This is a genomic window from Arthrobacter sp. T2-23, from assembly GCF_055398325.1.
This window is the reverse complement of sequence record NZ_AP027917.1, coordinates 995,457-1,013,856: the sequence shown is the minus strand read 5'-3', so window position 1 is coordinate 1,013,856 and position 18,400 is coordinate 995,457. Positions and strand designations below refer to the sequence as shown.

Here is an 18,400-nt window from a genome sequence, read left to right as displayed (position 1 = left end):
CCCGTGATGGGAGGACACCACGCCGCGTCCGGGGCCGCGGTGTGGGTTGCTATTGCCTCGACCGGGCCATACACGCTGGGCTGGTACCCGCTGGACGCCACCGGGATCCTGATCGGCGGGATGGCGACGGCGGGCACGGCCCTGGTCTGCGACTGGGACCACCGCTCATCCACCGTGGCGCATGCCCTGCCGCCGCTCTCGAACCTGATCGCCGTCGGGATCGAAAACGCCTCCGGAGGCCACCGCCAGGGCACCCACTCGGTGCTCGGCGCGGCGTTCTTCGTGCTGCTCGCGGCCATGGCAGGGCAGATCCAGGTGCAGACCGGCTGGGGCCTGCTGTCCGTCGGCGCCGGCCTGCTGTGCATGTTCATGATCAACATCGCCGCGAAGGCGCTGAAGCTGTTTCCCAAGTACGGCTGGATCAGCAACTGGATCTTTGCCCTGGCCATGGCCGGGCTGGTGACCTGGTTCGCTCCGCACCAACGGTCCTGGCTGCCGGTGTCCATGCTCGCCGGTGTCATCGTGCACATCGTCGGGGACATGATCACCACCGGGGGAGTGCCGCTGCTCTGGCCGCTGGTGGTCAAGCCGCCCAAGATCCTCCGCAGGCTGCCGCTGGTCAAGGACGTCTGGAAGGCCAACGGGGCATTCTCCATCCCGCTGCTGGGCCGGGCCGGCTCGCGGCGGGAATGGTTCGTGCTGATCCCGGTCAGCGCCTACGCCATGGTCGGCATGTTTTTCGCCGGCCTGGCCCTGGCCAAGGGGCACTTCCCGGCCGCGCTCGCGCTGGGCACCGCACTGGTCAACCGCCTGCTGGCCGCCGTCGGAGGCTAGGGCCGACGGCGGCCCGCGGCTCGGCGCGGCGCGGTTTCCGCCCCGGTTTCGGACGCGCGCGGACCGGGTCCGGGGTGCCCCGGTCCGAAACCGCCGCGCTTTTCCGGAACCGGCCGGTTAAACGACTGAAGCCCCGGAAAACCGGGGCTTCAGCGAATACGCTTAGTTCTCGCCGGCGGAATCCGAGCGGCCCGTGATGGTCTGCGGGATCCAGAACGCCAGGGCGAAGAGGGCCAGGCAGGCGGCCATCGGCCAGGGGTTGCCCAGGCTGAGGAAGGAGAGCGAGTAGAGGGCGCCGAAGAACAGGGCCATCATCAGGACAAACAGCACGACGCTGGATGCCAGGCTGCTCTCGCCCTGCCGGGTCTTGGTGGTGTTGTTTGACATTCGTTCCTCCTCGGCCCCGCGGGGCTCAAAAAACTGTGGCGGCAGCGGCTGTTACCGGTGTGCGGTCAGTACGCGGATGAACCCTGTTCACCCTTGACGATCGCGATGCCGGAGCTGGCGCCAATACGTGTTGCACCTGCAGCTATCATAGCCTGCGCGTCGGCGAGGGACCGCACGCCGCCCGAGGCCTTGACCCCGAGTTCGGGACCCACCGTGCGGCGCATTAGGGCGACGTCCTCAACGGTGGCTCCGCCGCCGTTGAAACCGGTGGAGGTCTTCACGAAGTCTGCTCCGGCCTCGACGGCGGCCTCGCAGGCGAGGGCCTTCTGGGCGTCGTCGAGCAGCGCGGTCTCGATAATGACCTTCAGGATGGCCCCGCCGGCGTGGACCGACTCCGCCACCGCGCTGATGTCATCGACCAGGGCACCCTTGTCATTGGCCCGGGCCGCGGCGATGTTGATCACCATGTCGATCTCGTCCGCGCCGTCCAGCACCGCGCCGCGGGCCTCGAAGGCCTTGACATCGCTCGGGGTGGCGCCCAGCGGGAACCCGATCACCGAGCAGGTCAATACGCCGGTACCCTTGAGCGCCGTCTTGACGGTCTTGACCCAGATCGGGTTCACGCAGACGGACTTGAAGTGGTACTCGGCCGCCTCGGCGCACACCTTCAGGACCTCGGCCTCACTCGCCTCCGGCTTGAGCAGGGTGTGGTCGATGTACGAGGCAATGGTGCCCGCCGAGTGGCTGGCGGTGCCGGCGGCCGTGCCGCCCGTGGTGGCTTCGTTGCTCATGGTGGTCCCTTTCCTGGCGGGCCTGGTTCGTGGCCGGCCCACCCTGCTGACACGGCGTATGTCGTGGCTTCTCCGTGAACCATCTTGCCATAACGGGAACGGCGGGGATCCGCCCTACGCCGCCTGCGGAAGGGGCGCGGCGAGGGAGGCCTGCAGCAGGTGCGAAGCGCAGACGCCGGCGGCGGAACCGGCAGCCACCAGCAGGCCGAGCCGGACGCCGTCGTATGCCGCGGCGTCGCCGATGGCCCAGATTCCGGGGACCGAGGTGCGGTAATCCGTGCCCACCACAATCCCGCCCTGCGGCGCGGTGGCCAGGCCTGCCGTGCGGGCCAGGCTGTCGCGGGGGACGCGTTCTTCGGCGAGGACCACGAGGTCACCGCTCATCCGGGCGCCGTCGTCGAAGACAATGCCGGCGGCCGGCAGCGCCGAGCCGGCGAGGGTGGGGACCACGGCGGAGGGGCGCTGTGTGGTGCGGACCGGGCGGACGCCGCGGGCCCGCAGTACGGCCTCGGCCTGGCCCGCGGCCGTGCCGGTGCCCACCAGGATGCCGAGCGGCCTGCGGCCCAGGACCCGGGTGACGTCCTTGACCGCGTCGCCGAGCCGGGTGGCGTCGTCGATGGTGGAGTAGCTCAGGCACCGGGCCGCGCCCTCGATCGGGGCCAGGACGGGGGCCGAGCCGGTGGCGATCACCAGCTGGTCGTATCTGAATTCGAGGCCGTCCGCCGTCGTGACCCGCCGGTCCGCGGCGTCGATGAAGCTGGCCGGCTGCCCGAAGCGGACCGAGACCTGGGGCAGGGCGGCGAGCTCGAGCAGTTCCTCGGGGGCGTCGTCGCGGTTGCTGAGCACCGTGATGCCGCCGGCGAACGGGGTGCGGGTGAGCTGGCGGACCAGCGCCTGCGCCGCCGGTCCGGCGCCGGCGATCACGATCCGGGGCCGGGTCTGGGGTGTGGCGGACACGGTGGAGATGGCGGACGCTTCCGTAACGGACATGTGCTGGCCCTTTCGCTGGTGGGCCGGATGTGGCCCGTGTTCTTGATGTTCCCCAGCGTAGGGGGCCGATTTTTCGGACAGGTTACCGTGTTGTTGCGGTATTTTCCCGGCCCGTTCGGCAGTTGTTACCAGCTGGTAATGGCGTGGGTCACACCCGGATCCGGTAGCCGCGCTTCACCACCGTTTCCACCAGGCTGCCGTCCGGCAGCGCGGAACGCAGCCGGCTGACGGTCATGTCCAGGGCGTGGACCGATCCCCGCAGTTCCAGGAGGTCGGAGAGCGCGTCACGGGAGAGCACCGCCCCGCCGGCACCCAACAGCGCCCGCAGCAGCAGCAGGGGCGCCGGGGCCAGCTCCACGGCTTCGCCGTCGATCCGCAGCGAGCGGCCGCGCAGCTCCACGGCGCCGGAAGCGGTGTCCAGGCGCCGCACGTGGTTCAGGGCCAGGTGCTCGCAGACCAGCCGGATCAGGGCGCCCATCCGGAACCGTTCCGGGATCAGCGGCTGCACCCCGGCGTCGAGCAGCGGCTGGGCGGTGACCGGCCCGACGACGGCGGTGGCCACCGTGGTCTTCAGGCTCTCCACGAGCTGTTTGTAGAGGCCCATCTCATGCGCGGTGCTCCACAGCGCGTCGACGGCGGGGGCGGACGTGAAGGTCAGGACGTCCAGGTTGCCGCTGCAGGCCGCCTCGATCAGCTTCGGCAGCCGGTCCGCGCCGTCGGGCTTGACCCAGCGGTACGGGGTGACTGTCATGACCGTGGCGCCGGACATCCGGAGGCGCTCCAGCTGGCGCACATCGGTGTAGCCGTGCAGTTGCACCGCGACGGTCTTGCCGCGTACCCCCTCGGACAGCAGCATGTCCACCAGGGTCGCTGTGGTCTCGTCGCTGCTGATCCCGACGTCGGCCAGCCCCGCAGCGCGCACGGCGCCGCGGGCCTTCGGGCCCCTGACGAACATCCGGGTGGCGCCCAGGGTGTCCAGCAGCTGCTCGCCGATGCCGAAGGTGTCCGCCGCCTCGCACCAGCGGCGCATGCCGTAGGCAGTGGTGGCGATGCAGAGCTCCGGCCGGGCCTCGATGATGGCGCGGGTGTCCTCGATCAGCCGCAGGTCCTCCTGCACCGGGGCGATCTTCAGCGCCGGGGCGTGCAGCACCTCGGCGCCACGCCGTTCCAGGGCCTCGATCAGGTCCTGGGAGCGGCGATGCGAGGTGACCCCGATCCGGAACCCTTCCAGCGGGAGCTCCACCGCGTCGGGGACGGGTCCGGGGGCGGTCTCCGGGGTGGCCGCCGGGGCGACGGCGTTGAGTGCACTCACGGCCCTCACGCCCCCATCAGGGACGCGGCCAGACGGTCGAGTTCGGCTTCGGCTTCCGCGCCGCCCCGGTTGGCTTCGGCCACCCGGACCACCTCGCCGATCACCAGCACGGCGGGGTTGCTGCAGTCCGCGGCCGCCGTCGTGATGGTGCCGAGGTCCGCGATGGTGGTCCGCTGGCCGGGCCGGTAGCCGCGTTCGACGACGGCCATCGGCATGTCCGCGCGCATCCCGGCCCGGCGCAGGCCGGCCGCCAGCTGGTGCAGCGTGCCGATGCCCATCAGGACCACGATGGTTCCGCCCAGGCCGGCCAGGTGCAGGTGTTCCTTCTCGGTCAGCGGGGCGTGGCCGGAGACCACGGTGAACAGGTGGCTGACCTCGCGGTGCGTGACCGGGATCCCGGCCGCGGCCGGCACGGAGATGGCGCTGCTGACGCCGGAGACGACGCGGACCGGGACGCCGGCTTTCACGCAGGCGGCCACTTCCTCGCCGCCCCGGCCGAACACGTACGGGTCGCCGCCCTTGAGCCGGACCACGTTGTTGCCCGCAAGCGCGGCGTCCACCATCAGGGTCTCGATGTCGGACTGGGCCACCTTGTGGTGGCCGGGCTGCTTGCCCACGTCGACCAGCTCCGCCGAGGTCAGCGACGGCAGGTCCTGGTACGGGGCCAGCCGGTCGTAGAAAACGACGTCGGCGTCGCGCAGGGCCGCCACGGCGGCGACGGTGAGCAGGTCGGCGGTGCCGGGTCCGCCGCCCACCAGGGTGACGTGGCCGGCGGGGCCCGCGGCGGGCTCCACTGCCACCGGGATGCCGGTTTCGCGGCAGCGCTGGAGCAGGCCCGCCCAGCCGGGCTGGCCGTCCTCGACGGCGGCGACCAGGAAGGGGCGCTCCGGCAGCGGGCCGTCGGGCCGTGAGCCGGCCGGGGAGCTGAGCCGCGAGACGACGGCCCCTGCGGCCCGGTAGCGGCGGACGGCCTGCCGGGCGGCGGGGTCTGCGCCGGTGACCAGGACTTCCCGGCCGGTGAGGTCAATGGTGAGCTGCATGGCTAAACCTCGTTCTCGTTGCTGGACCGGACCGGAATGCTGGCGCCGATGAGTACCGGTTGCTGGCCGGCCCGGGCCTTTTCTTCTGCGGTGGCCGGTCGCATCTGGCCGCGCTCGTCGGGGACGAAGGTGATGGAATCGTCCTTCTGGTCCGGGGCGTTGACGAAGGAACGGAAGCGGCGCAGCCGCTCGGGATCCTTCAGGGTGTCGGCCCATTCGTCGATGTAGGTGTCCACGTGCTTGGCCATGGCGGCCTCAAGGTCCGCGGCGATGCCGAGGGTGTCGTGCACCACCACGTCCTCGACGTGCTTGATGCCGCCGTCGAGCTCCTCCTGCCAGCGCGCGGTGCGCTGCAGGCGGTCGGCGGTGCGGATGTAGTACATGAAGTAGCGGTCGATGTACTTGATCAGGGTTTCGTCGTCGAGGTCCTTGGCCAGCAGCTGCGCGTGCGCCGGGGTGGCGCCGCCGTTGCCGCCGACGTACAGGTTCCAGCCGTCGGCGGTGGCGATCACGCCCACGTCCTTGCCACGGGCCTCGGCGCATTCCCGGGCGCAGCCGGAGACCCCCATCTTCAGCTTGTGCGGGCTGCGGAGGCCGCGGTAGCGCAGCTCCAGTGCGATGGCCATGGCCACCGAGTCCTGCACCCCGAAGCGGCACCAGGTGGAGCCGACGCAGGACTTCACGGTGCGCAGGCTCTTGCCGTAGGCCTGGCCGGATTCGAACCCGGCGTCCACCAGTTCCTTCCAGATCTCCGGCAGCTGCTCCAGCCGGGCACCGAACATGTCGATCCGCTGGCCGCCGGTGATCTTTGTGTAGAGCCCGTACTTCTCGGCCACCGCGGCGATCACACCCAGTTTCTTCGGGGTGATCTCGCCGCCGGCGATGCGCGGCACCACGGAATAGCTCCCGTCCTTCTGCATGTTGGCCAGGGCGCGGTCGTTGGTGTCCTGCAGCGTGCCGCGGCCGGCGTCCAGGACGTAAGCGCTGTTCTGGCTGGCCAGGATGTTGGCGATCGTCGGCTTGCAGATGTCGCAGCCGTCCCCGGTGCCGCACCGGGCCATGACCTCCTCGAAAGAGGCCAGTTCCAGGACCCGGATGGTCTCGAAGAGTTCCTGCCGGGAGAGTTCGATGTGTTCGCAGAGTGCCTTGGAGACCTCGACGCCGGACTTGGTCAGCTCGGTTTCGAGCAGCTTCTTGAGCATCGGGACGCAGGATCCGCAGCTGGTTCCGGCGCGGGTGCAGCCCTTAAGCTCGCCGAGTTCCCGGACCGGGGCCTCGCCGTCGCAGGCGCCGCAGCCGTTGACGGCGTCGCGGATGGATCCGGCTGTCACGTTGTTGCAGGAACACAGGATGGCGTCGTCCGGGAGTTGGGTATCCGGGACGTCCCCGCCGCCGGCCGCGGTGAGGTAGGCGCCGGGTTCGGCGGCCAGTTCGCGGCCCAGCAGGGGGCGCAAGGACGTGTAGGGGGCCGCGTCGCCGACGAAGATTCCGCCGAGGAGGGTTTTGGCATCGTCCGTGGTGACGATCTTTTGGTAGACGCCGCGGGCGGGGTCGGCGTAGACGATTTCCAGGGCGTGTTCCGCCCTGGCGAAGGCATCGCCGAAGCTGGCGACGTCGACGCCGGAGAGCTTGAGCTTGGTGGCGGTGTCGAACCCCGGGAAGGTCGCCGCGCCGCCGTGCAGCCGGTCCGCGACGATCTCCGCCATGGTGTTGGCCGGTGCCACGAGTCCCAGGCACATGCCGCCGAAGTTGGCGACCTCGCCGATGGCCCAGATGCCAGGGACCTCGGTGGAGCAATCGTCTGAGATCACGACGCCGCCGCGCGGGCCGAGCTCGAAGAGCTGGTCCCCGGCCGGTCCGGCCTCGTTGGCGGCGCGGAACAGCTCGTCGCGGGGCTTCACGCCGATCGCGACGATCACGAGGTCGGCGTCGATGATCCGGCCGTCGGCCATCAGGACGCCGGTGACCTGGCCGTCGTCGTCGGCGAGGACTTCGGCGGGGAAGACGCCGCCGTGGACGGTGAAGCCCTTGGCCTCGATCAGCCGGCCCAGGGCCTGCCCGGCGCCCTCGTCCAGCTGGGTGTTCATGAGCCAGGGGGAGCCGTTGATCACGATCGGGGTGGCTCCGAGCTGCTCGGTGCCGGCCGCGGATTCCAGTCCCAGCAGCCCGCCGCCGATGGTCACGGCGTTGACCTTGCGGCCCAACTTCTCGGTGAGCTCCGCGATTGCCTGGTTGATGGCCCGGACATCCTCCAGCGTGCGGTAGACGTGGGTGAGTTCGGCGCCGGGAATGGGCAGGCGGGCGGCGTCCGAGCCGGTCGCGACCACCAGTTCGTCGTACGGGTAGGCGGTGCCGGCCGCGGTGTGCACGGTTTTCGCGATGGCGTCCAGGCCGGTGACTCGCTCGCCGGTCCTGAGAGTGAGGGCCTCGTGCTCCCACATGGCGGCACTGCCGAGCGTGAGGTCGACGTCGGGGTCGGTGAGGGCCTTGCTGAGCGCGACGCGGTCGTAGGGCAGGTGGGCTTCCTCGGTGAGGACGGTGACCTGCCAGCCGTCCAGGCCGCGGGCGTGCATGGCCTCGGCGAAGCGGTGCGCTGCGGGTCCGCCGCCGGCGACGACGACGCGGCGGGCGTTCTGCCCGGAGGCCGTGCGGGGAGTGGCGTTTTCGGGGCTGGCGGTCTGTCCGGTCACGGGTGGCCTTTCGTTGGGCCGCAGGCGGTGCTCTGCAACGGGTCGATCCAGCTGTGGTGATCCGCCAGGTTCATTAGTTCGGTTCATGAGCCCGGTGGATCAGCTGGTCCGTTCAGCCTAGGGACCGGCAGTTTCGCTTCAGTTTCCCTTTTGTTTCGTGATCTTAACTTCTGCATCACGGACGCGTTTCCGGCGGTGTGAGGTCTCTTTTACCGGCCGGACACATTGGCCGCACGCCGTTGAAACACCGCGGTCCTAGCGTGGGATTGTGGCCGCAGCAGTGGCCCGGAAAACTTTGAGTCAGGCAACTTTGAGAGGGGCCAACATGACCGCCGTACTGGAAAGCGCAGCCCGCAGCTTTGTGCAGCGCATAGCGGGAGCCGGAACCGCCTGGCACCGGGTGTGCGCCGTCGAGGACCTGGAGCCCGGCTGGGGCGAAGCCGCGTTGGTTGCGGGGCGCCAGGTGGCGCTGTTCCGCACCGCCGCCGGTGGGGTTTTCGCGGTCGAGCAGGCCGACCCGGCCACCGGGGCGCACGTGATGGCCCGCGGCATCACCGGCTCCCGCGGCCCCCGGCCGACGCTGGCGTCCCCGCTGCACAAGGAGGTCTACGACCTGGGCACGGGGGAGTGCCTGGGCAACCCGGAGCTGCGCCTTGGCACCTTCGCCGCCCGGATCGCGGACGGCTACATCGAGGTGGAGCTCTAGAGCCCCAGCGCCTCGCGCACGTCGGCCAGGACACTGTCCAGGGCCGCCCGCGCCTCGAGCCGCGCCTGCGGCAGTTCGGCGGCGGATCCCACGCTGCGGATCACCTCGAGGTAGCACTTGAGCTTCGGTTCGGTGCCGCTGGGGCGGATGATGACGCGGGTGCTGTCCTTGGTCAGATAAAGCAGTCCGTCGGTGGGCGGCAGCTGTTCGCTGCCCGCCGCCAGGTCCGCCGCGGTTTCGACGGCGGAGCCGCCGAAGGAGTCCGGCGGGCTGACCCGCAGCCGGTTCATCATGGCGTCCAGCAGGCCCAGGTCCGCCACCCGGATGCTGAGCTGGTCGCTGGCGTGCAGCCCGTGCACCAGGTACAGCTCGTCCAGGGTGTCGAAGATGGTCTTGCCCTCGGCCTTCGCCGCGGCCGCGAGTTCGGCGATCAGCACGGCGGCCGAAATCCCGTCTTTGTCCCGCACCAGCGAGGGAGCGACGCAGTAACCCAGCGCCTCCTCGTAGCCGTAGAGCAGGCCCGGCACGCGGGCGATCCACTTGAAACCGGTGAGGGTTTCCTCGTGGGCGTAGCCCGCAACGGCGGCGATCCGCGCCAGCAGCCGTGAGGAGACAATCGAATTGGCGAAGACACCGGCGGCTGTTTCCGCGCTGCCGTCCCCGGCGGCCAGCCGCGCCACGACGTGCGCTCCCAGCAGGGCGCCCACCTCATCGCCGCGCAGCATCCGCCAGGCGCCGGTGTCCGGGTCCTGGGCGGCGACGGCGGCGCGGTCGGCGTCGGGGTCGTTGGCGATCACAATGTCCGCGCCCACCCGGGCCGCGGTTTCCAGCGCGAGGTCCAAGGCGCCGGGCTCCTCGGGGTTCGGGAAGTTCACGGTGGGGAAGTCAGGATCCGGTTCCGCCTGCTCGGCGACCAACGTGACGTCCGCGAAGCCCGCCGCGTTGAGCACCGCCACGGCCGTCTCGCCGCCCACGCCGTGCATGGGGGTCAGGACGATTTTCAGGTCCCGGGCGGGGAAGCGGTCCCGGGCGGCGAGGGCGGCGACGGCGGCCTCGTAGTCGGCCACGATCGACAGATCCAGCACCGTCCAGCCGTCGCCGGCCAGCGGGATCGAATCCAGCGCGCCGACGGCGTCGATTTCCGCGGCGATCAGGGCGTCATACGGTGCGACGATCTGGGCGCCCTGTCCGCTCTCCTCGACGGCGTGCCGGCCCAGATAGACCTTGTAGCCGTTGTCCTGCGGCGGGTTGTGGCTGGCCGTGACCATCACGCCGCCGTCGCAGTCCAGGGCGCGGACCGCGTAGGCGAGCAGCGGGGTGGGCAGTGCGGAGGGCATCAGGAACGTCTCGATGCCGGCGGCGGTGAAGATCGCGGCCGTCTCTTCGGCGAAAATATCCGAGTTGTAGCGGGCGTCATAGCCGACGACGGCGCGCGGCCGGGTTCCCGGTGCCGCCTGACCGACGGTGCCGACCAGGAAGGCGGCGAGGCCCGCGGCGGCGCGGCGCACCACCACGCGGTTCATCCGGTTCGGGCCGGCGCCGAGGGCCGCCCGCAGTCCCGCGGTGCCGAACTGGAGTGTGCCGCTGAAGCTGTCGGCCAGTTCCTGCCGGGCTCCGGCGACGCCGTCGTCGGCGAGGCGGACCAGTTCGGTCAGCGCAGCGGCGGTCGCGGGATCCGGGTCCTGGGCGGCCCAGGTGCGGGCCTCGCTCAACAGTTGGGTGAATGCGGCATCGGAAGACGTCATGGGTACCAAACTAGCGTCAAACTTCGACCCGGCGCGCCCCGACAAGCGCGGTCAGGGCTTACAGTTCCGTCACACTCGGACCCGGCGCAGGACTTCCGAAGGATCCGCTCAAGACCGCGGCCGGCGGAGCGGCGGGTCATTGACACCGATTTTTCCGGACACGTAACGTCTTGAATATGAAAATGGGACGTGGGGTGGAATGGGCCTTGCACTCCTGCGTCAACATGTCCTGGACGCCGCCGGGGGAGGCCGTGAACAGTGCCCGGCTCGCGGCTTTTTACCGGCTGCCCGCGGCGTACCTGAACAAGCAGCTCCAGGCCCTGGTCCGGGCCGGCATCCTGACCTCGGTCTCCGGCCCCCGCGGCGGCTTCCACCTCGCGCGCAGGCCGGAGAACATCACGGTGCTGGATGTGGTCCTGGCCCTGGAAGGACAGGAACCGGCGTTCCGCTGTGAAGGCATCCTGGGCAGCGTCCCGGAAGCGGACCGGCAGGAGAACTTTGCGCGGACCTGCCTGATCTCGCAGACCATGCGGCAGGCGGAACTGGTGTGGCGGCAGGCGCTGGCGCGGCAGACCATCGCCGGAATCGCCGAGTCCATGGAGCGCCGGTTCCCCGGGGACCGGGAGAAAGCCGTCCGGCACCTAAGCGCCGCCGCCGGCTGACTCCCCGGCCCCGGTCAACGGTGCTGACGCCCCGGGTTAAAGCTTGGCGATGATCTCCGCGAGCAGCTTGGAGATGCGCGGGCCCGCGGCCTGGCCGGCTTCGAGGACCTCCGCGTGGCTCAACGGCACCGGGCTGATGCCGGCGGCCAGATTGGTCACGAGCGAGATGCCGAAGACCTCCATGCCCGCGTGGCGTCCGGCGATGGCTTCAAGCGCGGTGGACATGCCCACCAGGGACGCGCCGATCCGCTTGGCGTACTGCACCTCGGCCGGGGTCTCGTAGTGCGGGCCGGTGAACTGGGCGTAGACCCCCTCGTCGAGGCTGGGGTCGACTTCGCGGGCCAGGCCGCGGATCCGCGAGGAGTAGAGGTCGGTGAGGTCAACGAAGGTGGCGCCCTCGAGCGGGGACGTGGCGGTGAGGTTGATGTGGTCGCTGATCAGCACCGGGGTGCCCGGCGCCCACTCCTCGTTCAGTCCGCCGCAGCCGTTGGTCAGGACCAGCGTCTTGCAGCCGGCGGCGGCCGCGGTGCGCACTCCGTGCACCACGGCGCGGACGCCCTTGCCTTCGTAGTAGTGCGTGCGGGCGCCCAGGACCAGGGCGCGCTTGCCCTCGCGGGTCAGCACGGAGCGGATGGTGCCGACGTGGCCCACCACGGAGGGTGAGGAGAACCCGGGGACCTCGTCCGCGGAGAGCGTCGCGGTGGTCTCGCCGATCAGTTCGGCGGCGTCGCCCCAGCCCGAGCCGAGCACCAGCGCCACGTCGTGGCTGTCAACGCCGGTCTCTTCGGCGATGTAGTCGGCGGCGGCGCGGGCGGCGTCGAAGGGGTCCGTGTTCAGGAATTCTGTATTACTCACTGGTACAAGCTACCGTGCCGGCACCGTGCTGCCCAGCATCCTTATTGGTGGCGCCGGACAGGATGATGGACAATGGATGATTGTGACTACGCATCCCGATTTCAGCGCCCCCCGTATCGCGATTCTCGGCGGAGGGCCCGGCGGCTACGAAGCCGCCATGGTCGCAGCCTCCCTGGGGGCGCAGGTCACCATCATTGAACGCGCCGGACTCGGCGGATCAGCCGTGCTGACCGACGTCGTACCGTCCAAGACCCTGATCGCGACGGCGGACCTGATGACCCGCGTGGGCGAGGCCGGGGAGCTGGGCGTGAAGTTCGACCTCGACGGCGGCGACTGCACCCCGACGATGCGCGCGGACCTCAAGCACATCAACGACCGGCTGCTGGGCCTGGCCCGGCAGCAGTCCGCCGACATCCAGAAGGGCCTGGAGGGCCAGGGCGTCCGCATCCTGCTCGGCTCCGGCAAGATGCTGGACAACCACACGATCGAGGTCCTCACCGCCGAGGGCACCGAGACCGTTGAAGCCGACGCCATCCTGCTCGCGGTCGGCGCCCACCCGCGCGAGCTGCCCACGGCCCGCCCCGACGGCGTGCGCATCCTGAACTGGGCGCAGATCTACAACATGGACGAGCTCCCCGAAGAGCTGATCGTGGTGGGTTCCGGCGTCACGGGCGCCGAGTTCGCCTCCGCCTACAACGGCCTCGGCTCCAAGGTCACCCTGATTTCATCCCGCGACCGCGTGCTGCCCGGCTCGGACACGGACGCCGCCGAGGTGCTCGAGGGCGTCTTCGAACGCCGCGGCGTCAAGGTGCTCTCCCGGGCGCGCGCCGAGACAGTGGAGCGGACCGACGACGGCGTTGTGGTCACCCTCGGGGACGGCTCCAAGGTGGCCGGCAGCCACTGCCTGGTGGCCGTCGGGTCCATCCCCAACACCGCCGGGATCGGCCTCGAGGAGGCCGGTGTCGCGCTGACCGAGAGCGGCCACATCAAGGTCGACGGCGTCTCGCGCACCACCGCGCCGAACATCTACGCCGCGGGCGACTGCACCGGCGTGCTGGCCCTCGCCTCCGTCGCGGCAATGCAGGGACGCATCGCGATCGCGCACTTCCTCGGCGACAGCGTCACCCCGCTGAAGCTGCACCAGGTCGCGTCGAACATCTTCACCTCGCCGGAGATCGCCAACGTCGGCGTCTCCGAGGCCGAGATCGACTCCGGCAAGTACCAGGGCGACGTCGTCAAGCTCTCGCTGAAGAGCAACGCCCGCGCCAAGATGCGCAACCACAAGGACGGCTTCATCAAGATCTTCGCCCGCAAGGGCTCCGGCACCGTGATCGGCGGCGTTGTCGTGGGACCCAACGCCTCCGAGCTGATCTTCGCGATCTCCCTCGCGGTCACGCAGAAACTGCACGTCGACGACGTCGCCAGCACCTTTACCGTGTACCCGTCGCTGAGCGGCTCCATCTCCGAAGCAGCACGGCGGCTGCACGTCCACATGTAGCGTTCCCGTCTTCGCGACTGTCGGAAGCGGCACGCCGATGCCCCCGGGGCGTCGGCGCTTGGCGTTTAAGCAGGCGCTCGGTCCCATCGGAACGGAGATCAATTTACATTCTGACACTTTATGCATATATTGTCAGCATGAGTGATCGAGCCGAGGAAATCGTGGACGCGGCCTACGTGTGCTTCACCCGGCACGGTGCCCGGCGGACGACGATGAACGACCTGGCGGAGCAGGCCGGCATTTCCCGCCCCGCGCTGTACCAGTACTTCCGCAGCAAGGAGGACGTGTTCCGGGCGCTGGTGGAACGACTGCTGGCGGATGCCCTTAAAGCCTCCGAGGGCGCGGCCGCCGCCGGCGCGGACCCGGGGGAGCGGCTGGCAGGAATCCTGCTGGCAAAACTGGCCTTGGTGCTGCAGATCTGGCGGGACAGTCCGGCGCACGCGGCCGAGCTCCTGGGCGTGGACACCCGACTGTCTCCGGACGTGCTGGGCCGCTACGACGAGGCGATGCTCAGCCTGCTTACGCGGACGGTCCAGGAGTCCTACCCGGGAGCCGATGCCAGGGACGCCGCCGAGATGCTGCTGGCCTTCACCCGTGGCCTGGAAGCGGGAGCGTCCAACCCCTCCGACTTGCCCGACCGCCTACGCCGGGGCGTCGACATCTTCGTCGCCGGTTTCACCCACCTCACCTCCGAGAAGGAACAACCATGACCACTGCAGTCCTGATTACGGGCGCATCCTCCGGAATTGGCAGGGCCACCGCCGAACGCCTGCTCAAGCGCCCTGGGTTCACCGTGTACGCCACCGGGCGGCGGACCGAGGCCCTCGCCGGCCTGGCTGACGCGGGGGCGACCGTCCTGGCGCTCGACGTCACGGACGAAGCCTCGATGGCCCCGGCTGTTCGCACCGTGGAGGACCGTCACGGCAGCGTCGGTGTGCTCGTCAACAACGCCGGTTACGGCGAGTACGGAACCATCGAGGAGGCTGAACTGGATGCCGTCAGGCGCCAGTTCGAGACGAACGTCTTCGGTTTCTCCCGGATGATCCAGCTGGTTCTTCCGGGCATGCGCGCGGTCGGGGCCGGCCGCATCATCAACATCGGTTCGATGGGCGGCCGGGTCACCTTCCCGGTCGGCGGCTACTACCACGCGACCAAATACGCCGTGGAGGCCATCACCGACGCGCTCCGCTTCGAAACCGCGCCCTTCGGGATCCACACCTCCCTGATCGCCCCGGGCCTGATCCGCACCGGTTTCGGCGCCACCGCCGCACGGACCCTCGCGTCCTCCGGACCGGCGGCGGGCCCGTATGCGGCACTGCGGGCGGCGGCGGATGAACAGATGGCCGTCTCCTACGCCTCGCCCGTCCTGGCCGCAGAACCCGACGCCGTCGCCGTCGCCGTCGAACACGCCGCAACGGCCCGGCGCCCCCACACCCGGTACACGGTCACCCCTGCCGCCAAAGCCATCGTCCAGTCCCGCCGGTTCCTGGGGTCGGGTCTTTTCGACGCCTACCTCCGCCTACAGTTCAGGAGCACCAAGTGAAGCAAACCACCGACTGGCCCGCGGGCTTCGAGCCCGCCGCGGCCCGGGTCTACGCCTACAACGAGCTCCACACCCAGCTTTCGCCCGAACAGCTCTGGCCGGTCCTCATCGAAGCGGAGGCGTGGCCCAGCTGGTACCGCAACGCCCGGGACGTGGTGCTCGACGGCGGGGGATCCCGGCTGGATGGTGCGTCCCGTTTCAGCTGGACCACCTTTGGCCTGCGGGTCGCCAGCACGGTCCGCGAATTCGAGCCGTGCAGGCGGCTGGGCTGGGAAGGCGCCGGGCGCGGGTCCTCCGGTTACCACCGCTGGGATCTGCAGCGCACGGCCGACGGCGGCACGCTGATCGTCACCGAAGAGGTCCAGGGCGGAACCATCGCACGGCTGCTTGGACCGGTGGTGAAGCGCAGCATCGAAAAGCAGCACCAGCACTGGTTGGAGGCCCTCTTACAGACCGCCGGATCGCGCGCGCCCCGGTCCTAGAACGGGTACGGTGCGATGTCCGGGCGCATCGTGAGCCACTGGATCTCGGTGAAGGACTCCATGTTGGCGTGGTGGCCGCCGATCCGTGAGCCGTTGCCGGAGTTCTTCACTCCGCCAAAGGGTGAGTTCGCCTCGTCGGAGACGGTCTGTTCGTTGATGTGGACCTTGCCGGAGTCCAGCCGGTCCGCGATGGTCATGGCCATGCCGACGTCGCCCAGGATGCCGATGGAGAGTCCGTATTCGTTGTCGTTGGCCAGCGCCACGGCCTCGTCGAGGGTGGAGAACTTCATCACCGGCGCCACCGGGCCGAAGATCTCGTCCTTCCAGGCCGGGCTGTCCTCGGCCAGGTCCACCAGCACTGTGGGCTGGTAGAAGCGGCCGTCGTGGGTGCCGCCGGCGGCCAGCCGGGCCCCGGCCTGCACCGCGTCCTGCACGATGCCGTCCACCCGCTGCAGCTGCCTTTCGTCGATCACCGGGCCCAGCGCCACGGTGCCGCTCTTCGGATCTCCCACCGGAAGATGACCGGCCTTCTCGGACAGCGCGGCGACGTAGTCCTCGTAGATGTCCTCGTGCACAATGTGCCTGCCAGCCGCCATGCAGATCTGGCCCTGGTGCATAAACGATCCGAACGCCGCCGCGGACGCGGCCTTGGCCAGGTCCGCGCCGGGCAGGACGATCAGCGCGTTGTTTCCGCCGAGTTCCAGGTGGGCGCGCTTGAGCAGCCGCCCGGCCGCTTCGCCGACCTTCCGGCCGGCCGCCGTCGAGCCGGTAAACGCGATCACGCGGACTTCGGGGGCTTCGACGACGGCGGCGCCGACGTCCGCGCCGCCGGGCAGCAGCGAGAGCAGCCCCGGCGGGAGCCCGGCCTCCTCGAAGATCCGCATCACGCTTACGCCGCCGCAGACCGCTGTGCGGGGGTCCGGCTTGAGCAGTACGGCGTTGCCGAGGGCCAGGGCCGGGGCGACCGCGCGGATGGAGAGGATCAGCGGGAAGTTGAACGGCGCGATCACGGAGACTACGCCCACCGGCCGGCGCCGGGCGAAGGACCAGCGGTTCTCGTTCGAGGTGAGCACGTCCCCGGCCGGCAGCGAGGGCAGCGCGGAGGCGTCGTAGCATTCGTTGGCGGCGATGTGCGTCTCCAGCCCGGCCTTGGGCGGGATGCCGCCGGATTCACGGACGATCCAGTCCTGGATCTCGGCGCCGTGCTCCTCCCAGAGCTGGCCGGCACGGCGCAGCACAGCGGCCCGTTCCTCGGGATTGCGGGCGGCCCATTCCTTCTGCGCTTTCGCGGCGGTGGTGGCAGCTTCGCGGACGTCCGCTACGGAGGCGACGCCGTAGCTGCCCAGGGTCTCGCCGGTGGCCGGCTCGACGCTGGTGCCGGTCCCGCCGCCGCCGGTGCGCCAGCCGTTGAGGTAGATCTTGCCCTCCCAGAGGGCGGAGTCGAGCAGGGACATGTCCTGTCCTTTCATGGTGGTGCTGCCTTGGGCGTGCGGAGGCGTCTGGCCTCACCCGAATGCGAAGGGTGCGGCCCTGTCCATCACATGCCGTGCCGCCGTCGCCGTCAAGACCCGCCCATTTTCAACCCCGTCCGGTGACATTCGACCCTAGCCCCGGGCCGCGGGTGGCGGGCACGGTGGACCATGGCCAACATCTACATTCCCTTCGGGACCGTCGAGGGACAGACGGCCCGGATCGCCGAGTACATCGCCTATGTGATTCGCGAGCACGGCCACGAGGCCCGGGCGGTCGACCTGCAGAGCGCCGGCGATGCCCTCCCGGACGACTGCGACGGCGTCATCGTCGGCGCTTCGGTCCACATGGGCAAGCACGAGGGGTTTGTCACGGATTTCGTCCGCGCGAACAAGGCGGCGCTGGAGCGGCTGCCCTCGGCGCTGTTTTCGGTCAGCCTCGCCGCCCATGGGGACGAGGAGAGCGCGGAAGGCTACGTGGAGAAGTTCGAGGAGGAAACCGGCTGGCGACCGTCGCACGTCGGCCTCTTCGCCGGCGCGCTGCCCTACACCCAGTACGGCTTCCTCAAGCGGCACATGATGAAGAGGATCACCAGCAGCAAAGGCTCACCGGACACGGACCTGTCCCGCGACTACGTCTACACCGAGTGGGACGGCGTTCGGCGTTTCGCCGAGGACTTCCTGGCCGGGCTTCCCGCCGCGGACACCTAGGCCGCTGCGGCCCGCACGGTGTCCGGCGTCGAACTCCCGCGTGCCATCCGGGCCGCCATCAGGTAGACGGCTCCGGTGATCAGCGGGACCACGCTTGCCGCGGCCAGCGAGACCGCCGGGCCGGACCTGCCGATGATCGTGATCAGGAGCGGCAGCGCCCCAAGGGCCAGGAGCAGCCAGCCCGCCAGGCCGGTGCGCTTCAGCCCGAGGACTGCCGCCGGGAACGCCAAGGCGACGACGCCGACGGCGAGCACCGGCCCGTTGGCGTTCTGGAAGCTGCGCGCCGTGGTCGGGTCGAGGGCGAACCACACACAGATGGCGACGAACGCCGCGGTCAGCGCCAGCAGCAGGGGAGCGGTCCCGGCCGGCCAGAACCAGGCGAGGGCCGCGAGAATCAGCATCGGCGCAGCCCAGGCCAAGATCATCAGCACCCCAGGGGTGCCGCCCGGCTCGACCATGGCGTAACCGCCGATGAACGCCCCGCCGAACACGGTGAAGACCGCCATCAGTGCCGCGCCGGTTTTTACCAGGGCCGCGGACCGCCGCCGCGGGTCCTTCTGCCGGTTGGCGACAACCCCCAGCACGACGGCGACCACGACGACGGCGGCGACCGCCAGGATGATGGGGACGGACAATCTTGCCTCCTGGAGATGGGGAGAACCTGTGCCCATTGAAGCCCGGCGGG

At 70.0% G+C, this 18,400-nt stretch carries 18 protein-coding genes; 8 read left to right on the top strand and 10 right to left on the bottom strand.

All coding sequences use genetic code 11. The annotated features are described in order from the left end of the window. Positions 1-6: 6 nt before the first annotated feature. Positions 7-834 carry a metal-dependent hydrolase gene (locus tag ACZ5Z0_RS04705; protein ID WP_464110716.1) on the top strand — a complete coding sequence of 276 codons (828 nt, stop codon included), beginning with the start codon at positions 7-9 and terminating at the stop codon, positions 832-834. A 162-nt stretch (positions 835-996) separates the two neighbouring features. Here the strand turns inward: ACZ5Z0_RS04705 and ACZ5Z0_RS04700 are convergent, their stop codons facing one another. From ACZ5Z0_RS04700 to nirB, 6 genes are all read right to left on the bottom strand, one after another. Continuing rightward, positions 997-1,221 (bottom strand): hypothetical protein, encoded by a 225-nt coding sequence (locus ACZ5Z0_RS04700; RefSeq protein WP_138769917.1) that lies wholly within the window; start codon positions 1,219-1,221, stop codon positions 997-999. A gap of 65 nt (positions 1,222-1,286) precedes the next feature. Beyond that, positions 1,287-2,012, bottom strand: a complete 726-nt coding sequence (gene deoC, locus ACZ5Z0_RS04695; RefSeq protein WP_464110100.1) for a deoxyribose-phosphate aldolase — start codon at positions 2,010-2,012, stop codon at positions 1,287-1,289. A gap of 114 nt (positions 2,013-2,126) precedes the next feature. Continuing rightward, the gene (locus ACZ5Z0_RS04690; RefSeq protein WP_464110099.1) at positions 2,127-3,002 is read right to left on the bottom strand and encodes an FAD-dependent oxidoreductase; all 876 of its coding nucleotides are present in this window, start codon (positions 3,000-3,002) and stop codon (positions 2,127-2,129) included. A 148-nt stretch (positions 3,003-3,150) separates the two neighbouring features. Then, positions 3,151-4,245: a uroporphyrinogen-III synthase gene (locus ACZ5Z0_RS04685; protein ID WP_464110715.1), complete on the bottom strand. Its 1,095-nt coding sequence runs from the start codon at positions 4,243-4,245 to the stop codon at positions 3,151-3,153. A gap of 74 nt (positions 4,246-4,319) precedes the next feature. Beyond that, positions 4,320-5,354, bottom strand: a complete 1,035-nt coding sequence (gene cobA, locus ACZ5Z0_RS04680) for a uroporphyrinogen-III C-methyltransferase (protein ID WP_464110098.1) — start codon at positions 5,352-5,354, stop codon at positions 4,320-4,322. 2 nt (positions 5,355-5,356) lie between these two features. Next, positions 5,357-7,927, bottom strand: a complete 2,571-nt coding sequence (gene nirB, locus ACZ5Z0_RS04675; RefSeq protein ID WP_464110714.1) for a nitrite reductase large subunit NirB — start codon at positions 7,925-7,927, stop codon at positions 5,357-5,359. A gap of 442 nt (positions 7,928-8,369) precedes the next feature. On the opposite strand from nirB, the gene nirD reads away from it, so the two are divergent. Further along, on the top strand, positions 8,370-8,750 hold the full coding sequence (gene nirD, locus ACZ5Z0_RS04670; protein WP_464110097.1) for a nitrite reductase small subunit NirD: 381 nt from the start codon (positions 8,370-8,372) through the stop codon (positions 8,748-8,750). Here the strand turns inward: nirD and ACZ5Z0_RS04665 are convergent. Then, complete coding sequence (locus ACZ5Z0_RS04665) at positions 8,747-10,495, bottom strand: phospho-sugar mutase (protein ID WP_464110096.1); 1,749 nt, start codon at positions 10,493-10,495, stop codon at positions 8,747-8,749. The genes nirD and ACZ5Z0_RS04665 overlap by 4 nt on opposite strands. 176 nt (positions 10,496-10,671) lie before the next feature. On the opposite strand from ACZ5Z0_RS04665, the gene ACZ5Z0_RS04660 reads away from it, so the two are divergent. Then, positions 10,672-11,157 carry an RrF2 family transcriptional regulator gene (locus ACZ5Z0_RS04660; protein WP_464110095.1) on the top strand — a complete coding sequence of 162 codons (486 nt, stop codon included), beginning with the start codon at positions 10,672-10,674 and terminating at the stop codon, positions 11,155-11,157. 36 nt (positions 11,158-11,193) lie between these two features. On the opposite strand, the gene ACZ5Z0_RS04655 is transcribed toward ACZ5Z0_RS04660, so the two are convergent. Beyond that, positions 11,194-12,012 carry a purine-nucleoside phosphorylase gene (locus tag ACZ5Z0_RS04655; protein ID WP_138769909.1) on the bottom strand — a complete coding sequence of 273 codons (819 nt, stop codon included), beginning with the start codon at positions 12,010-12,012 and terminating at the stop codon, positions 11,194-11,196. Between the two features lie 82 nt (positions 12,013-12,094). Here ACZ5Z0_RS04655 and ACZ5Z0_RS04650 point away from each other — a divergent pair, with 82 nt between their 5' ends. From ACZ5Z0_RS04650 to ACZ5Z0_RS04635, 4 genes are all read left to right on the top strand, one after another. Continuing rightward, on the top strand, positions 12,095-13,510 hold the full coding sequence (locus ACZ5Z0_RS04650) for an NAD(P)H-quinone dehydrogenase (RefSeq protein ID WP_464110094.1): 1,416 nt from the start codon (positions 12,095-12,097) through the stop codon (positions 13,508-13,510). Positions 13,511-13,647: 137 nt separating this feature from the next. Beyond that, positions 13,648-14,220 (top strand): TetR/AcrR family transcriptional regulator, encoded by a 573-nt coding sequence (locus tag ACZ5Z0_RS04645; protein WP_464110093.1) that lies wholly within the window; start codon positions 13,648-13,650, stop codon positions 14,218-14,220. Beyond that, entirely contained in the window at positions 14,217-15,053 is an 837-nt protein-coding gene (locus ACZ5Z0_RS04640) for an SDR family NAD(P)-dependent oxidoreductase (protein WP_464110092.1), read from the top strand. The genes ACZ5Z0_RS04645 and ACZ5Z0_RS04640 overlap by 4 nt, the downstream gene beginning before the upstream one ends. Next, positions 15,050-15,535, top strand: a complete 486-nt coding sequence (locus ACZ5Z0_RS04635) for an SRPBCC family protein (protein ID WP_464110091.1) — start codon at positions 15,050-15,052, stop codon at positions 15,533-15,535. Before ACZ5Z0_RS04640 ends, ACZ5Z0_RS04635 begins: the two co-directional genes overlap by 4 nt. Here ACZ5Z0_RS04635 and ACZ5Z0_RS04630 read toward each other — a convergent pair. Beyond that, a complete protein-coding gene (locus ACZ5Z0_RS04630; RefSeq protein ID WP_464110713.1) occupies positions 15,532-16,989 on the bottom strand; it encodes a benzaldehyde dehydrogenase in 1,458 nt (485 codons plus the stop codon). The genes ACZ5Z0_RS04635 and ACZ5Z0_RS04630 overlap by 4 nt on opposite strands. A 186-nt stretch (positions 16,990-17,175) precedes the next feature. Here ACZ5Z0_RS04630 and ACZ5Z0_RS04625 point away from each other — a divergent pair, with 186 nt between their 5' ends. After that, positions 17,176-17,715: a flavodoxin domain-containing protein gene (locus ACZ5Z0_RS04625; protein WP_464110090.1), complete on the top strand. Its 540-nt coding sequence runs from the start codon at positions 17,176-17,178 to the stop codon at positions 17,713-17,715. Here the strand turns inward: ACZ5Z0_RS04625 and ACZ5Z0_RS04620 are convergent. After that, positions 17,712-18,350: a hypothetical protein gene (locus ACZ5Z0_RS04620; protein WP_464110089.1), complete on the bottom strand. Its 639-nt coding sequence runs from the start codon at positions 18,348-18,350 to the stop codon at positions 17,712-17,714. The two genes, ACZ5Z0_RS04625 and ACZ5Z0_RS04620, sit on opposite strands and share 4 nt — an antisense overlap. Between the last annotated feature and the right edge of the window lie 50 nt (positions 18,351-18,400).

Coding starts and splice junctions, on each gene's coding strand:
- ACZ5Z0_RS04705 (WP_464110716.1), top strand. CDS start 7: ATGGGAGGACACCACGCCGCGTCCGGGGCCGCGGTGTGGGTTGCTATT.
- ACZ5Z0_RS04700 (WP_138769917.1), bottom strand. CDS start 1,221: ATGTCAAACAACACCACCAAGACCCGGCAGGGCGAGAGCAGCCTGGCA.
- deoC (WP_464110100.1), bottom strand. CDS start 2,012: ATGAGCAACGAAGCCACCACGGGCGGCACGGCCGCCGGCACCGCCAGC.
- ACZ5Z0_RS04690 (WP_464110099.1), bottom strand. CDS start 3,002: ATGTCCGTTACGGAAGCGTCCGCCATCTCCACCGTGTCCGCCACACCC.
- cobA (WP_464110098.1), bottom strand. CDS start 5,354: ATGCAGCTCACCATTGACCTCACCGGCCGGGAAGTCCTGGTCACCGGC.
- nirB (WP_464110714.1), bottom strand. CDS start 7,927: ATGCACGCCCGCGGCCTGGACGGCTGGCAGGTCACCGTCCTCACCGAG.
- nirD (WP_464110097.1), top strand. CDS start 8,370: ATGACCGCCGTACTGGAAAGCGCAGCCCGCAGCTTTGTGCAGCGCATA.
- ACZ5Z0_RS04665 (WP_464110096.1), bottom strand. CDS start 10,495: ATGACGTCTTCCGATGCCGCATTCACCCAACTGTTGAGCGAGGCCCGC.
- ACZ5Z0_RS04660 (WP_464110095.1), top strand. CDS start 10,672: ATGAAAATGGGACGTGGGGTGGAATGGGCCTTGCACTCCTGCGTCAAC.
- ACZ5Z0_RS04645 (WP_464110093.1), top strand. CDS start 13,648: ATGAGTGATCGAGCCGAGGAAATCGTGGACGCGGCCTACGTGTGCTTC.
- ACZ5Z0_RS04640 (WP_464110092.1), top strand. CDS start 14,217: ATGACCACTGCAGTCCTGATTACGGGCGCATCCTCCGGAATTGGCAGG.
- ACZ5Z0_RS04630 (WP_464110713.1), bottom strand. CDS start 16,989: ATGTCCCTGCTCGACTCCGCCCTCTGGGAGGGCAAGATCTACCTCAAC.
- ACZ5Z0_RS04625 (WP_464110090.1), top strand. CDS start 17,176: ATGGCCAACATCTACATTCCCTTCGGGACCGTCGAGGGACAGACGGCC.